This is a genomic window from Kitasatospora sp. MMS16-BH015 (assembly GCF_002943525.1).
Classification (GTDB): domain Bacteria; phylum Actinomycetota; class Actinomycetes; order Streptomycetales; family Streptomycetaceae; genus Kitasatospora.
This window is the reverse complement of sequence record NZ_CP025394.1, coordinates 2979762-2995470: the sequence shown is the minus strand read 5'-3', so window position 1 is coordinate 2995470 and position 15709 is coordinate 2979762. Positions and strand designations below refer to the sequence as shown.

Annotated in this window: 11 protein-coding genes; 5 read left to right on the top strand and 6 right to left on the bottom strand. The window is 71.4% G+C overall.

Going from position 1 to position 15709, the window contains the following annotated elements; genetic code table 11:
* The first annotated feature begins 191 nt into the window (after positions 1-191).
* On the top strand, positions 192-992 hold the full coding sequence (locus CFP65_RS12880; protein WP_104816226.1) for a sirohydrochlorin chelatase: 801 nt from the start codon (positions 192-194) through the stop codon (positions 990-992).
* Between the two features lie 41 nt (positions 993-1033).
* Here CFP65_RS12880 and CFP65_RS12875 read toward each other — a convergent pair whose 3' ends face one another.
* Genes CFP65_RS12875 through CFP65_RS12865 form a run of 3 tightly spaced genes read right to left on the bottom strand, consistent with a single transcriptional unit; the run spans position 1034 to position 5037 of the window.
* Positions 1034-3088 (bottom strand): ABC transporter ATP-binding protein, encoded by a 2055-nt coding sequence (locus CFP65_RS12875; RefSeq protein ID WP_104816225.1) that lies wholly within the window; start codon positions 3086-3088, stop codon positions 1034-1036.
* A complete protein-coding gene (locus CFP65_RS12870) occupies positions 3085-4041 on the bottom strand; it encodes an ABC transporter permease (RefSeq protein ID WP_104816224.1) in 957 nt (318 codons plus the stop codon). Before CFP65_RS12870 ends, CFP65_RS12875 begins: the two co-directional genes overlap by 4 nt.
* Positions 4042-4053: 12 nt before the next feature.
* The gene (locus CFP65_RS12865) at positions 4054-5037 is read right to left on the bottom strand and encodes an ABC transporter permease (RefSeq protein ID WP_104816223.1); all 984 of its coding nucleotides are present in this window, start codon (positions 5035-5037) and stop codon (positions 4054-4056) included.
* 371 nt (positions 5038-5408) lie between these two features.
* Here CFP65_RS12865 and CFP65_RS12860 point away from each other — a divergent pair, with 371 nt between their 5' ends.
* From CFP65_RS12860 to CFP65_RS12845, 4 genes are all read left to right on the top strand, one after another.
* The gene (locus CFP65_RS12860; protein WP_104816222.1) at positions 5409-7124 is read left to right on the top strand and encodes an ABC transporter family substrate-binding protein; all 1716 of its coding nucleotides are present in this window, start codon (positions 5409-5411) and stop codon (positions 7122-7124) included.
* Positions 7125-7517: 393 nt separating this feature from the next.
* A complete protein-coding gene (locus CFP65_RS12855) occupies positions 7518-8696 on the top strand; it encodes a low temperature requirement protein A (protein ID WP_104816221.1) in 1179 nt (392 codons plus the stop codon).
* A 90-nt stretch (positions 8697-8786) separates the two neighbouring features.
* Complete coding sequence (locus CFP65_RS42075; RefSeq protein ID WP_104816220.1) at positions 8787-9440, top strand: pentapeptide repeat-containing protein; 654 nt, start codon at positions 8787-8789, stop codon at positions 9438-9440.
* 227 nt (positions 9441-9667) lie between these two features.
* Entirely contained in the window at positions 9668-11716 is a 2049-nt protein-coding gene (locus CFP65_RS12845) for a phosphocholine-specific phospholipase C (protein ID WP_104816219.1), read from the top strand.
* Between the two features lie 9 nt (positions 11717-11725).
* Here CFP65_RS12845 and CFP65_RS12840 read toward each other — a convergent pair whose 3' ends face one another.
* From CFP65_RS12840 to pflB, 3 genes are read right to left on the bottom strand one after another with little or no spacing between them, the layout of a single operon-like run.
* Positions 11726-12538 carry a malonate decarboxylase holo-ACP synthase gene (locus CFP65_RS12840; RefSeq protein WP_104816218.1) on the bottom strand — a complete coding sequence of 271 codons (813 nt, stop codon included), beginning with the start codon at positions 12536-12538 and terminating at the stop codon, positions 11726-11728.
* An 18-nt stretch (positions 12539-12556) separates the two neighbouring features.
* Positions 12557-13333: a pyruvate formate-lyase-activating protein gene (gene pflA, locus CFP65_RS12835; RefSeq protein ID WP_104816217.1), complete on the bottom strand. Its 777-nt coding sequence runs from the start codon at positions 13331-13333 to the stop codon at positions 12557-12559.
* 16 nt (positions 13334-13349) lie between these two features.
* Positions 13350-15617 (bottom strand): formate C-acetyltransferase, encoded by a 2268-nt coding sequence (gene pflB, locus CFP65_RS12830; RefSeq protein WP_104816216.1) that lies wholly within the window; start codon positions 15615-15617, stop codon positions 13350-13352.
* Positions 15618-15709: the final 92 nt, after the last annotated feature.

The window sequence follows — 15709 nt, the reverse complement described above, 5'->3', positions numbered from 1 at the left end:
TGCTCCTCCGGTGGCATTGCTGGCTGTGCTCGACGCTACGTTCGCCGGCCGGGCCCCGGGAGTGAGTGAAAGGCCCGATCAGCAGGGACTTTCGGCCCGGCGGCTGGTGGCCGGTGGCGTCTCCCGGGGTGGCCGGGGGCTGCCTAGCGTGGAAGGCGGACGGAGAGGAGCGGACGGAGAGGAGCGGACTGATGACGGAGCTCGGGCTGGTGGCGGAGGCGCCCCCGCTGGTGCTGGCGGTGCACGGCAGTGCGGCGGCCGGGGCGGAGGCCGTGATCGGTCGCCTGCGCGGGCAACTCGGCGCGTGGCTGGGGGAGTTGCCGGCTGTCGGGTACCTGGACGTGCGGCGGCCCGGGCCGGCCGAGGTGCTGGACTCGCTGGGCGGGCCCGCGGTGGTGGTGCCGGTGCTGCTCGGCGACGGCTACCACCGGCGGGTGGACCTGCCGGCGCTGGTCGGCGACCGGGCCGTGCTGACGCCCGGCCTGAGCGGCGCCGGGGCGGTCGCGGTCGCGCTCTACGGACGGCTGCGGGAGGCCGAGGAGACGGCCGGCGGGGCGAGTGAGGCGGTGGTGGTCGCGGCGGCGGGGTCGGCGCGGGAGGGTGGCAATGACGGCGCGCGGCAGGCGGCGGCGCAGTTGCGGGGGCTCCTCCGGGACACTCCGGTACGGCTCGGCTACTGCTCCTGCAGCGGCCCCGGCCGGCCGTCGGTGGCCGAGGCGATGGCCGAACTGCGGGCCGAGGGGTACGGGCGGGTGAGCATCGCGACGCACCTGCTGGCCCCCGGCCGGTTCACGGAATCCCTGGCGGACTCGGGAGCGTGGGCGGTGGGCGCACCGCTGGCGGACCATCCCTTGATCGCCAGGCTGGTCCTGCGACGCTACCTATTGGGGGCGCGGGGAACGGCGCGGCCGACCATGCAGCGTCTGCTGTCTTACCCGGATGCCCAGTTGCACCATCCGTTGACGGTGCAACTGGCTACCGAGGCGAGATGACGCGTCCGCCGCTTCCGATTTCGCGCAGTTCCCCGCGCCCCTTATTGCAACTCACCGAAGTGGCAGGCTGCGGCGTGGTCGACTCCCGGGTCAGCCTGCTCCAGCGCCGGGGTGGACTCCTCGCAGAGAGTCCGACGCGAAGCGTCGAGTGCGGCGTAGACGTTGCAGCGGGTGCGGAAGCGGCAGCCGGTGTGCCGGGTGGTGGCGGACGGCGGGTCGCCGGCCAGCAGGATGCGCTCGCGGGCGCGTTCGGCGGCGGGGTCGGGCAGGGGGACGGCGGAGAGCAGGGCGCGGGTGTAGGGGTGGCGGGGTGCGGCGAAGACGGACGCGACGGTGCCGGATTCGACGGTGCGGCCGAGGTACATCACGCTGACCCGGTCCGAGAGGTGGCGGATCACCGAGAGGTCGTGCGAGACGAAGAGGTAGGCCAGGCCGAGCTCGGCCTTGAGCTGCTGGAGCAGGTTGAGCACGCCAGCCTGGACGGAGACGTCCAATGCGGAGACCGGCTCGTCCAGGACGAGCAGCTTGGGCTGGACGGCCAGGGCGCGGGCGATCGAGATCCGCTGGCGCTGGCCGCCGGAGAACTGGTGCGGGTAGCGGCCGGCGTGGGCCGGGTCGAGGCCGACCTGGCGGAGCAGTTCGGGCACCCGCTGGGTGATCAGCTCGCGCGGGGCGCGCTGGGCGAGCAGGGGTTCGGCGATGATGTCGCTGACCGGCATCCGGGGGTCCAGGCTGGCCATCGGGTCCTGGAAGACGATCTGCAGGTCCGAGCGGAGCCGGTGCGCGGCGGCGCGGTCCAGGCCGGCGGTGTCCTGGCCGAGGAGTTCGATCCGGCCGGTCTGCGGGGCGGCCAGGTTGAGGATCTCGAACAGGGTGGTGGACTTGCCGGAGCCGGATTCGCCGACCAGACCGAGCGTCTCGCCCTGGCGGATGTCCAGCTCCACGCCGTCCACGGCGTAGACCTCGCCGACCTTGCGCTTGAAGACGGAGCCCTTGAGCACCGGGAAGGTCTTGCCGAGGCCGGTGACGGTGAGCACGGCGGAGCGCTCCGCGCGCGGGGCGGCCACGGCGGGCGGCGGCACCACGGGCAGCGGGTAGACCTCGCCGGGGGCGGGCGCCCGCTCGGCGAGTTCCTCGGCGCGGACGCAGGCGGCCAGGTGGTCGCCTGCCCCGGTCAACGGGGGCTCGACCGTGCGGCAGCGGTCCTCGACCAGCGGGCAGCGGGCGGCGAAGGGGCAGCCGCCGGGCAGCTCGGCCAGCGGGATCGGCGTGCCGGGGATCGGCACCAGCGGGCCGCCGCCGGCGTCCAGGCGGGGGACGGCGCCGATCAGGCCGAGGGTGTACGGGTGGCGGGGGCGGGCGAAGAGCTCGTCCACGGGGGCGGTCTCCACCACCCGCCCGGCATACATCACGGCGACCCGGTCGGCCATCCCGGCGATCACCCCGAGGTCGTGGCTGACCAGCACCAGGGCGGCGCCGGTCTCGCGCTGGGCCCGGCGCAGCACCTCGAGCACCTGGGCCTGGATGGTGACGTCCAGGGCGGTGGTGGGCTCGTCGGCGAGCAGGATGTCGGGGTCGTTGGCGATCGCCATGGCGATCATCGCGCGCTGGCGCATGCCGCCGGAGAACTCGTGCGGGAAGCTGTCCAGGGCGCGCTGCGGGTCTGGGATGCCGACCAGGTCGAGCAGTTCGGCGGCCCGGGTGCGGGCGGCGGCCTTGTCCAGGCGCTGGTGGATCCGGAGGGCCTCGACGATCTGGTCGCCGATCCGGTAGACCGGGGTGAAGGCGGAGAGCGGGTCCTGGAAGACCATCGCCACCTTGTTGCCCCGGATCTTGGCGATCTCCTTGTTGGGCAGGCCGACCAGCTCGCGGCCCTCCAGCTGCACCGAGCCGCTGACGGCGGCGGTGCCGGGCAGCAGGCCGAGCACGGCCAGCGCGGTGACGGACTTGCCGGAGCCGGATTCGCCGACGATGCCGAGCGTCTCGCCGCGCCGCAGCCGCAGGTCGACCCCGCGCACGGCGGGCGCCGGCCCGAAGTCGACGGTCAGCTCGCTCACGGTCAGCAGGTCGACGGCGGCGTCGAGGTCGGTGGTCACTTCGTGCTCCGAACGGTCCGGGCGGTGCGAGCGGTGCGAGCGGTACGGGCCGGCCGGGCCGCCTCGGTGGTGGGGTCGAGGGCGTCGCGCAGCCCGTCGCCGATCAGGTTGATCGCCAGCACGAAGAGCACCAGCAGGCCGGCCGCGAAGTAGAACAGCCAGGGGAAGACCGGGGCCTGGTCGGTGCCGGCGGCGAGCAGGGTGCCCAGCGAGACGTCGGGGGAACGGACGCCGAAGCCGAAGTAGGAGAGCGCGGTCTCGCTCATCACGGCCCCGCCGACGGCCACCGTGGCGTCGGTGATCAGGAAGGAGGCGACGTTCGGCAGGATGTGCCGGACGATGATCCGCAAGCTGTGCACGCCCATGAACTGCGCGGCCCGGACGAACTCGCGCTCGCGCAGCGACCGGGTCATCGAGCGGATCACCCGGGCGGTGATCATCCAGTTGAAGGCGGCCAGCAGGAAGACGAAGGCCACCCAGCCGGCGCCCTTCAGCTTGGGCGAGATGATCGTGATGATCAGGAAGCTCGGGAAGACCAGCAGCAGGTCGACCAGGAAGGTCAGCGCGCGGTCGGTCCAGCCGCCGAAGTACCCGGCGCAGGCGCCGACCAGCGAGGCGACCACGGTGGAGAAGACGGCCACCAGGAGCCCGATGACCAGCGACTTCTGCAGACCGCGGACGGTCTGCGCGAACACGTCCTGGCCCAGCCCGTTGGTGCCGAACCAGTGCTCGGCGGACGGAGGTTGGCGCAGCGCGAGGTAGTCGGGGGTGGCGTAGTCCCACTTGGTGATCAGCGGCCCGCCGAAGGCGAGCAGGAAGAGCAGCAGCACGATCACCCCGCCGACCAGCACGCCCTTGGCGGCGAGCAGGCGGCGCAGCACGATCCGCAGCCGGCCGGGGGCGGCGGCCACGGGGGCGGCGGGCAGGGGGGCCTCGGTGAGCACGGCGGTCATGGCGGGGCCCTCTCAGTACCGGACACGCGGGTCGAGTGCGGCGGTGAGCACATCGGCCAGGAAGCCGGAGGCCAGCACCACCACGGCGGCGAACAGGTTGACGGCGACCACGGAGTTGACGTCCTGTTCGTTGATCGCCTGGATGAACCACTCGCCCATCCCGTGCCAGCCGAAGATGGTCTCGGTGAAGGCCGCGCCGGTCAGGATCCCCAGGAAGCTGTACGCGAACATGGTGGCCATCGGAATCACCGCCGTGCGCAGCCCGTGCTTGAGCAGCGCCTGATTGCGGGTGAGCCCCTTGGCCTCGGCGGTGCGCAGGTAGTCGGAGCCGAGCACGTCGAGCATGGTGCCGCGCTGGTAGCGGCTGTAGACGGCCAGGCCGCCGAGGGCGAGCGAGAGGGTCGGCAGCAGCAGGTGCAGTGACCAGTCGGCCAGGTGGGCGCCGATCCCGCCGGCCAGCCCGGGGGTCTCGTAGCCGGTGAACGGGATCACCTCGTGCCCGGTGGCGTCCTTGGCGGCGATCGCGCCGTTCTTGAGGAAGAGTGCGAGCAGGAAGACCGGGGTGGAGAGCAGCACGAAGGAGACCAGGGTGATCGTCCGGTCCGAGATCCGGTACTGCTTGACCGCGCTCCAGGCTCCGGCGGCGACCCCGAGCACCATGCCGAGCACGCTGCCGACCAGCAGCAGCCGCAGCGAGACCCAGATCCGGCGGCCGAAGTCCTCGTTCACCGAGGTGTTGTGGATGGTGCGCCCCAAGTCCCCGTGCACCACCAGGTCCTTGGCCCAGATCCCGAACCGCTCGACCACGGGGGTGTGGTCGTTGATGTTCAGCGCGGTCAGCTGGCGGTCCACCGAGGCGGCGGAGGGCCGGGGTTGCTTGGCCTCGAAGTAGGTGCGCGGACCGAGCGCGGAGGAGGAGAGGGCGTAGGCCAGGAAGATGGCGACGATCATCAGCGCGAGGTAGTAACCGAAGCGCTTGGCCAGGTACCGGATCACCGCCTACCGCCCGGAAGACGGTTCGTGTACCTGGGAGACATGATCACAAGCCTTCGCAAATGGGGGAGTTGACACAACTTCGGGCAGCAGTTCTACGCGACCGGACGGTCGGTCGTCCAGGGGTCGGACGGCCGGTGATCCGTTGTCGCACAGAAACCCGCAGGTCAGAGTGAATCAGTCGGTTACTGACGGAGTATTGCGGTGACGTTTCCTGGTGTTTCGTTTCGATCAGAAGTGAACTCAGGACCCTGGTGGAGCGGTTGAAGCGCTGTTACGTTCTGCTCGCGTAGGCACCCACTTGGCTGCCCATGCTCAACAGTCGCCACACCTGGCGACCCCGAATCCACGACACCAACTTGGGGGCACCCCTCATGGACGCATCCACCACAGCCCGGTCGGCCACGGCCCGGGGTCTCGGCCGGGCCGCGGTGCTCGCCATCGCGCTGGCGCTGACCGTCACCGCGTGCAGCTCCGGCAGCTCGGGCTCGGGGGATGTGGCCAAGAACGTGGTGCCCACCCAGGACGCGGAGGACAACAACCCGCAGCCGCTGGAAAACATCAAGGACGGCGGCGAGCTGCGCGAGCCGCTGCAGCAGTGGATCACCCAGTGGAACCCGTACCAGGTGGACGGCCGCTACGGCGACGCCGTCGAGGCCATGGGCTACCTGGAGGCGAAGCTCTTCCACTCGGACGCCAAGGGCGTCTTCCACCCGACGCCCGAGTACCTGGTCTCGGCGGAGGTCACCTCGCAGTCGCCCCAGGTGGTCACGTATAAGGTCAACCCGAAGGCCAAGTGGTCCGACGGCAAGCAGATCGGCTACCAGGACTTCAAGGCCGTCTGGGAGACCTCCAACGGCAAGAACCCGGCGTACAACATCGCCGACTCCTCCGGGTACGAGCAGATCGCCAGTGTCGAGAAGGGGGCCGACGACCAGGAGGTCAAGGTCACCTTCGCCAAGCCGTACGCGGACTGGCAGAACCTGTTCAACCCGCTGCTGCCGGCCTCCGGGCTGACCGACCCGAACACCTTCAACACCGGCTGGATCGAGAAGGTGCCGGTCTTCGGCGGCCCGTTCAAGATCGGTGCGCTGGACAAGAGCGCCCAGACCATCACCCTGGTGCCGAACCCGGACTGGTGGGGCCCCAAGCCCAAGCTCGACAAGATCACCTACCGGGTGCTGGACGCCCCGGCGATCACCCAGGCCTTCCTCAACAACGAGGTGGACTACGCCGGGGCCGGCTCGGCCACCGCCTACGGCCAGCTCAAGGACGCCAAGGACGGCGTGATCCGCACCGGCACCCCGTGGGACGAGGTGCACATCTCCTTCGGCGGCAACGGCCCGCTGGCCGACCAGGGCGTGCGCCAGGCGCTCGGCAAGGCGATCGACCGCAGCTCGCTGATCAAGATCGCCAACCAGGGCGTGCCGGTCACCTTCAAGCCGCTGGACAACCACCTCTACATGACCAACCAGTCGGGGTACCAGAACAACTCCGGCGACTGGGCCAAGTTCGACCCGGCGGCGGCCAAGGACCTGCTGACCAAGGCCGGTTGGCAGGACGCCGGGGCCGGGCAGCCGCGCACCAAGGACGGCCAGAAGCTCGAGCTGCACTACGTGATGAGCGACGGCTCGACCCAGGCGCAGAGCGACATCGCCACCGCCGTGCAGAACATGCTCGGCCAGATCGGCGTGAAGCTCGACGTGGACAAGGTGGCCAGCAAGGAGTACTTCACCAAGTACGTCAACCTGGGCAAGTTCGACCTGGCCAGCTGGCGCAACACCGGCTCCTTCCCGCTCTCCACGGGTGTGGCCAACTTCCGCGCCCCCGAGGGCGACAACGTGTTCGGCAACTACTCCAAGCTGAGCACCCCGGAGATCGACTCGCTGCTCAAGCAGGCCGCCGGCACCCTCGACCCGAAGGCCGCCGACAAGCTCTACAACCAGGCGGACGCCAAGATCTGGGAGCTCGGCCACACCCTGGAGCTCTACCAGCGCCCGAGCATCGTCGCCGTCCGCAAGGGCCTGGCCAACTTCGGGGCGGGCAGCCTGGCCGACACCGACATCCTCAAGGTCGGCTGGCAGAAGTGACCGAATCCGCCGCGCCGCGCGCCCGTCGAGCTGACGGACGACCGGCGGCGCGGCGGGCCGCGCGGTGATCACGAGGCCGGCGACGGGGTGCAGTGGGGCGGTGGACAACCGCCCCCCTGCACCCCATCGCCGGTCTTGACCTTCCGCACGGTGCCCGCGGACCGCCCGCGTCCTCGTGTCCGCTGAGGAATCTAACCGGCGGGCGGCGGCGCGCACGGCCGCCGCCGCCCGGCTGGCCCACCGTGTCACCCGGTTCGCGCACTGCCACGTCAACGCTGGCTGACAGCCGGGCAGATCGGGCGCAACCCGCCCCCGCCGAGCACCCCCGGTTACGTGCCAGCGGGCCTCTCCGGTGCCAGGATCACCTCTGATCCCGAGCCGTGGAGGCACCCGATGACCAGCGACCCAGCCGCGTTCCGAACCGTCCGGCGGATGACCGCCCGCGACCGGGCCGAGCACCACCGGGTGGCCACCCCGCTGGAGCTCTTCTTCGACCTCTGCTTCGTGGTCGCCGTCGGCCAGGCCGGGCGCGAGCTGGCCGGCTCGCTGGCCGAGGGCCACTACGGGGTCGGCATCCCCGGCTACCTGCTTAGCTTCTTCGCCATCTGGTGGGCCTGGATGAACTTCACCTGGTTCGCCTCCGCCTACGACGTGGACGACGTGCCCTACCGGGTCACCACCCTGGTGCAGATCGCCGGCGTGCTGATCCTCGCCGCCGGGGTGCCGCGGGCCTTCGAGAGCCATGACTACGCGCTCTTCGTGATCGGCTACGCCGTGATGCGGCTGGCCCTGGTCACCCAGTGGCTGCGCGCCGCCCAGGCCTGCGCGGGGCCCGAGCGCACCATGACCCTGCGCTACGCGGGCGGCGTCGCGCTCTGCCAACTCGGCTGGTGGCCCGCCCTGTTGCTGGTGCCGGACGGCGCCGGGCGGACGGTGGCCGCGCTGGTGATGATCGTGGCCGAGCTGAGCGTGCCGGTGATCGCCGAGCGGCGCACCCAGACGAGCTGGCACCCGCACCACATCTCCGAGCGGTACGGCCTCTTCACCCTGATCGTGCTCGGCGAGACGGTGGCCGCCGCCACCGTGGCCGTGCAGTCCGGCCTCGACGAGCACGAGGCGCTGGGCCGCTTGATCGCCGTCGCGGCGGGCGGCCTGCTGATCTGCTTCAGCGCCTGGTGGGTCTACTTCGCCGAGCCGATCCACGACCACCTGCGCTCCAACCGCCAGGCGTTCGTCTGGGGCTACGGCCACTACCTGGTCTTCCTGGGCGCCGCCGCGATCGGCTCCGGCCTTGAGGTGGCGGTGGAGCACGCGGTGGGCCAGGCGCACGTCTCCGGCACGGTGGCCGCCGCCACCGTCACCGTGCCCACCGCGCTCTACCTGCTCACCGTCTGGGTCCTGCACGCCCGGCACGTCAAGACCGGCGCCGCCCAGGCGGTGCTCCCGCTGGCCGCCGCCGCCACGCTGGCCTGCACGGCGGCCGGCGAGCACGCCGTGCTGCCGACCGGCCTGGTCAGCGCCGCCGCGGTGGCCGCCGGGCTCACCTTCCGCGCCCGCCGCGCCCGGGGCTGACCGGGCCGGCCGCACCCGGGGCCGGCCAGGCCCGTTGTCGGACCCGCAGGTGAGACTGAGGGGTACCCGCCCCTTCGAAGGAGACCGCCCGTGCCCGCCGCCCCCGACCAGCTCGCCGACCTCCCGTACGCGCACCTGCTCCAGCCCCACGCCGGGCCGCTGCGCCCGGACGAGAGCTACGACACCGCCCACTTCGACGGCCTCGCCTTCGAGGGCCGGGCGAACGGCGCGAGCTTCCTGGAGTGCGCGCTGACCGGGGTCGAGCTCCAGCAGACCAAGCTGCGGCAGGCCCGGTTCAACGAGGTCTGGGTACACGGCGCCCGCTGGGTGGCGGTGGAGCTGGCCGAGAGCGACTGGCAGGACAGCGCGGTGCTGGCCAGTGTGTTCGCGGGCATCTCCGGGTACGGGGCGGCGCTGCGCCGGGTGGTCTTCCGCCAGTGCAAGCTGGAGGCGGTCAACCTGCGCGGCGCGCTGCTGCGCGAGGTGGTCTTCGAGGACTGCCTGCTGCGCGACGTGGACTTCGGCGGGGCCAAGCTCACCGATGTCTCGGTGCCCGGCTCCACGCTGGAGGAGGTGCGGCTGAACGGCGCCACCCTGAAGAACGTGGACCTGCGCGGGGCCGTCCGGCTCGGCCTGCCGGACGGCCCGCAGGGCCTGCGCGGCGCGACCATCGGCACCGGACAACTCTTCGAGCTGGCTCCGCAGTTCGCCCAGGCGCTGGGGATCACCGTCAAGGATTCCTGAGGCCGGGTCGGGCCTCCCTCTGCCCGCCGCTGTGAAGGAAGCCAGCTCAGCGGCCCTCCCCGCCGTTCACCTGCCCGTCGCCGTGCGAAGCGTGGGCGAACAGCTCGCCAAGCCTTCCTCCCGACCTATGGTCAGCCCGCCGGGCCTGCGCAAAGATGCTCCGCGTCGGGTGGCGTGGACACAACGTGTGTGCACAACATCCCTATCGCGAAGGGACGGGCTGGCGGATGTCCGAGCTCAGTCGGAGAAAGTTCATGGCGCTGTCGGCGAGCGCGGCGGCGGGCGCCGCGGTCGCCGGATCGGTCACCGAGGGGGCCGCCCCGGCCTCGGCGGTGACGCTCGGCACCAGCGGCACCATCGCGGACGCCCAGCACATCGTCATCCTGATGCAGGAGAACCGCAGCTTCGACCACTACTTCGGCACCCTCAAGGGCGTCCGGGGCTTCGCGGACCGCAGCGCGATCCAGATCGCGGGCGGCTACAGCGTCTTCAACCAGCCGAACGGCCTCTTCTCCCGCCAGTACCCCTGGGCCTTCAACCCCAGCGGCGCCTCGGGCTCGCCCGAGACCACCGCCCAGTGCAACGGCGACCTCTCGCACGCCTGGTCCGACCAGCACAAGGCCTGGAACACCGGCAAGATGGACTCCTGGGTGTCCGCCAAGGGCACCGTCCGCACCCTCGGCTACCTGCAGCGCGGCGACATCCCGTTCCACTACGCGCTGGCCGACAACTGGACCATCTGCGACGCCTACCACTGCTCCACGCTGAGCGCGACCGGCCCGAACCGCACCTTCCACTGGTCCGGCATGATCGACCCGAACGGCACCGCGGGCGGCCCGGCCTACGACGGCGGCGACGAGTCCGGCCTGCGCTGGCAGACCTACGCCGAGGCGCTGGAGGCCGCCGGGGTCAGCTGGAAGGTCTACCAGAACGCCGCCGACAACTTCGGCGACAACGCGCTCGCGTACTTCACCCAGTTCTCCTCCGCCCCGGCCGGCAGCGCGCTGGCCGTCAAGGGCATGGGCTCGGTGCCCAAGGTCACCGGCCGCACCCCCGACGACATCGCCGCCGCGATCCGCGCCGACGTGCTGAACGGTACGCTGCCGCAGGTCAGTTGGATCGTCGCCGACCAGCAGTCCTCCGAGCACCCGTACGCCACCCCGGAGGACGGCGCGCACTTCGTGCACCTGGTGATGGACGCGCTGAACGCGGACCCGAACGTCTTCAACTCCTCGATCATGTTCCTCAACTACGACGAGAACGACGGCTTCTTCGACCACGTGCCGCCGCCCTCCCCGGCCGCCGGGGTCGCGGGCGAGTACTACAACGGCACCGCGATCGGCCTCGGCTTCCGCGTCCCGATGATCGCCATCTCGCCCTGGTCGCGCGGTGGTTGGGTCAACTCCGAGGTCTTCGACCACACCTCGGTGCTGCGCTTCCTGGAGAAGTGGACGGCCGCCATCGGCAAGCCGGCCAAGTGCGTCAACATCAGCGACTGGCGGCGCAAGGTCTGCGGCGACCTGACCGGCGTCTTCGACTTCACCAGCCCGGTGTACGGCATGCCCGCGCTGCCCGACACCTCGCAGACCATCGGCCTGGCCACCTGCGGCCCGATGTCCAACCCCTCCCCGGCCAACAACGCGCTGCCCGCGCAGGAGCCCGGCACCCGCCCGGCCCGTGCGCTGCCGTACCAGCCGAACGCCAACCTCGACCACTGGGACACCAACACCAGCGGGGTCATGCACGTCTACCTCAAGATGGCGAACGACGGCGCGGCGAACTCCGCGCACTTCGCCGCGTACGCCAACGCCTACCGCAGCGGCGGCCCCTGGCAGTACACCGTGGACTCCGGCAGCCCGGTCACCGACTTCTTCAACTGCGGCACCAACGGCTTCGGCAACGGCAAGTACGACCTCACGGTGGTCGGCCCGAACCGCTTCCTGCGCCGCTTCACCGGCGACCTGACCCAGGCGGGCCGCTTCGCCGCCTGCACGGCCTCCTACGCCCCGGCCCCGGACACCGGCAAGCTCGCGCTCTGGTTCGCCCTGGCCAACACCGGCACCTCGGCGGTGACCTTCACCGTCACCTCCAACCAGTACCGCACCGGCACCTGGACCTACACCGTCCAGCCGGGCGCCACCACCAGCGACTACTTCAACGCGGTGGCGTACCAGAACGGTTGGTACGACTTCACGGTGACGGTGAGCTCCGACTCCACCTGGTCGCAGCGGTTCACCGGCCACCTGGAGACCGGCGCGCCCAGCATCAGCGGCTGAACGACCCGCTCAGGCGGCTCCCGTGGCGTACCAGGGATCGGCGACCACACGGGGGCCGTCGGGCGTGTGCAGGGTGATCACCTGCGGGGAGGTCGAGTACTCGGCCAGCGAGACGGCTCCGTGCCTGGTCTCCAGCTCGGCCTCCACCCAGACCGGCAGCTTGCGCAGGGCACGGCGCAGCAGCAGGGCGTCCCGGCGGCTGAGCGGCATCGGGCTGCGCAGCAGCAGCCGCAGCGGGCTGGTCGGGCCCACCGCCGGTGCTCCGGTGGCGAGTTCGCAGCCGACGGCGCCGATCGGGCCCCAGATCAGCCGGTAGTCGCCGATGATCTCGCCGACCTTCGGCAGCGCCGCCAGGGCCGGGATGTGCTCGCGCCGCTCCTCGGGCAACTGCGCCAGGCGGCCGGGCAGTTGCTCGGGCCGCAGGGCGACGGCCACGGCCGAGCGGGGGGCGTAGCCGGTGGCCCGCTGCTCGCGCTCGGCGCCGCGCAGGGCGATCGGGATCCAGCTCTCCGGCGCCGCCGTGACGTCCCGGCGGCAGCGCACCGGCCGGTCCCCGGCGGGGCCGCCGGCCAGCACCGGCGCGCGCCGCACCGTCACCCACGGGTTGCCGCGCAGCACGGCCTTGGTCCAGTCCGGCATCGGCTCGTGCCGGGCCACGCTGCGGCGCAGCGAGTCGGGGCAGTGCAGCAGCAGCAGGTCGTGCGCGGTGGGGGTGCGGGTGTCCAGCGCCGTGACCGGCCCGACCACCCGGCGGGGGCGGCCCAGCTGGTCCTCGGTGAGGTGCTCCCGGCGGGAGCGGCGGCGCGGCGCGGCGGTGGGCATGGCGGGGTACCTCTCGAATCAGATCGCGTGGAGCCCGTGCCCGGCGAAGATCGCGCGCGCGGCGGCGACCTGCTCGGGCGTGGGCGAGGGGGTGTCGGCGAGGGCGAAGTCCTTGCCGAGCGCCTCGTACTTGGCCGCCCCCAGCTTGTGGAAGGGCAGCACGTCCACCCGGGAGACGTTGCCGAGCGAGCCGGCGAAGGCGGCCACGCCCTCGACGTTCTCGGCCGGGTCGGTCAGCCCGGGCACCAGCACGAACCGCACCCAGACCTCCTTGCCCAGCTCGGCGAGCCGCCGGGCGAAGCGCAGGGTCGGCGCCAACTCCTGCCCGGTGAGCCGCCGGTAGAGCTCGCGGTCCCAGGACTTGATGTCAAGCAGCACCAGGTCCACGTCGGCGAGCAGCTCCTCGCTCGCCCGGGCGCCCAGGAACCCGGAGGTGTCCAGGGCGGTGTGCAGCCCGAGTTCGTGCTTGTAGCGGTGGAACAGCTCGCCGGCGAAGGCGGGTTGGAGCAGCGGCTCGCCGCCGCTGACGGTCGCCCCGCCGCCGGCCGCCCGGATGAAGGTGGTGTACTTCGCCGCCTCCGCGACCACCTCGTCTGCCGAGACCCGGCGGCCGCCCCGCATGGACATGGTGTCGGGGTTGTGGCAGTAGAGGCAGGCCAGCGGGCAGCCGGCCAGGAAGGTGACGAACCGGGTGCCGGGGCCGTCCAGGCCGGTGGACAGGTCCCAGGAGTGCACCGAGCCGGTGTGCGCGTCGGGCGCGCCGAGGGGGATGTCGGTACCGAGCAGGACGGCCATGGCAGTCACCTTCCGGTCAGAGCGAGCCGTGGAACGTGCGGTTCAGCACGTCCAGTTGCTGATCGCGGGTCAGCCGGACGAAGTTGACCGCGTAGCCGCTGACCCGGATGGTCAGCTGCGGGTAGTTCTCCGGGTGCTCCATCGCGTCCAGCAGGGTGTCCCGGTTGAGCACGTTGACGTTCATGTGGAAGCCGTCGCCGGCCATGTAGCCGTCCAGCACGCCGGCCAGGTTGCGCACCCGCTCCTCGGGGGTGCGGCCCAGCGCGTCGGGGGTGACGGTGTTGGTCAGTGAGATTCCGTCCTCGGCGTGCTCGTACGGCAGCTTGGCCACCGACAGGGCGCTGGCCACGTAGCCGTGGCTGTCCCGGCCGTTCATCGGGTTGGCGCCGGGGGAGAAGGGCTCGCCGGCCCGGCGGCCGTCCGGGGTGGAGCCGGTCTTCTTGCCGTAGACCACGTTGGAGGTGATGGTCAGCACCGACTGGGTGTGCTCGGCGTTCCGGTAGGTCGGGTGCTTGCGCACCTTCTTCATGAACTCCTCGACCAGCCAGACGGCGATCGAGTCGGCCCGGTCGTCGTTGTTGCCGTACGCGGGGTACTCGCCCTCGATCACGTAGTCCACGGCCAGGCCGGTCTCGTCCCGGACGGGCCGCACCGTGGCGTGCTTGATGGCGGAGAGCGAGTCGGCGGCCACCGAGAGGCCGGCTATGCCGCAGGCCATCGTGCGGCGCACGTCCCGGTCGTGCAGGGCCATCTCGATCCGCTCGTAGGCGTAGCGGTCGTGCATGTAGTGGATGACGTCGAGGGCGTGGACGTAGGTCTCGGCCAGCCACTCCATCTGCTGGTCGAACTTGGCCAGCACCGCGTCGTAGTCGAGCACCTCCTCGGTCAGCGCGCCCGTCTCCGGGCCGACCTGGGCGCCGGACTTCTCGTCCCGGCCGCCGTTGATCGCGTAGAGCAGGGTCTTGGCCAGGTTGACCCGGGCGCCGAAGAACTGCATCTGCTTGCCCACGGCCATCGCCGAGACGCAGCAGGCGATCGCGGTGTCGTCGCCGAACCGCGGGCGCATCAGCTCGTCCGATTCGTACTGCACGCTGGAGGTGTCGATCGACACCTGGGCGCAGAACTCCTTGAAGCCCTGGGGCAGTTGCGGGCTCCAGAAGACGGTCATGTTCGGCTCGGGGGCCGGGCCGAGGTTGTAGAGCGTCTGGAGGTAGCGGAAGGAGGTGCGGGTGACCAGCGGGCGGCCGTCGGTGCCCATGCCGCCGATCGACTCGGTGACCCAGGTCGGGTCGCCGGAGAACAGCTCGTCGTACTCGGGGGTGCGCAGGAAGCGGACGATCCGCAGCTTGACGATGAAGTCGTCGACCAGCTCCTGGGCCTCGGACTCCGTCAGGGTGCCCGCCTCGATGTCCCGCTGGAGGTACACGTCCACGAAGGTGGAGGTGCGGCCCAGCGACATCGCCGCGCCGTTCTGCTCCTTCACGGCGGCCAGGTAGGCGAAGTACAGCCACTGGATGGCCTCGCGCCCGGTGCGGGCCGGCCCGGCGATGTCGTAGCCGTAGGCGGCGGCCATCTGCTTGAGCTCGTCCAGCGCCCGGATCTGCTCGGAGATCTCCTCGCGCTGGCGGATGACCTCCTCCAGGCGGCCCGGCTCCCTGGGCAGCGCGTCCAGCTCGGCCTTCTCCTCGCGCTTGACCTCGATCAGCCGGTCCACGCCGTACAGCGCCACCCGGCGGTAGTCGCCGATGATCCGGCCGCGCCCGTAGGCGTCGGGCAGCCCGGTGACGACGCCGGCCTTGCGGGCGGCCCGGATCTCGGGGGTGTAGGCGTCGAAGACCCCGGCGTTGTGGGTCTTGCGGTACTCGGTGAAGACCTTCTCCAGCTCGGGGGAGACGGGGTACCCGTAGGTCTCCAGCGCGCCGGCCACCATCCGCCAGCCGCCGTAGGGCATGATCGCCCGCTTGAGCGGGGCGTCGGTCTGCAGGCCCACGATCAGGTCGCGGTCCTTGTCGATCCAGCCCGGCGCGTGCGCGGTGATGGTGGAGGGGATGTCGTACGCGACGTCGTACACGCCCTTGGCGCGCTCCTCGGGGAAGCGGGCGGTGATCTGCCGCCAGACCTCGGTGGTGCGCTCGGTGGGGCCGGCCAGGAAGGCCGCGTCGCCCTCGTACGGGGTGTAGTTCTGCTGGATGAAGTCGCGGACGTCGATGGCGTCCCGCCACAGACCGCCCTTGAAGCCCTCCCAGGCGCCGCTGCCGGTCTTCTCGAACTGCTGGGTGCTCATGGTGTTGCTGCTCCCGCCTCGTCTCGATGCCCTACCCGTACATTGTGAATCGATTCACAAAGTCACATGGGCTCGGAAAGTCCCGAAAGCCG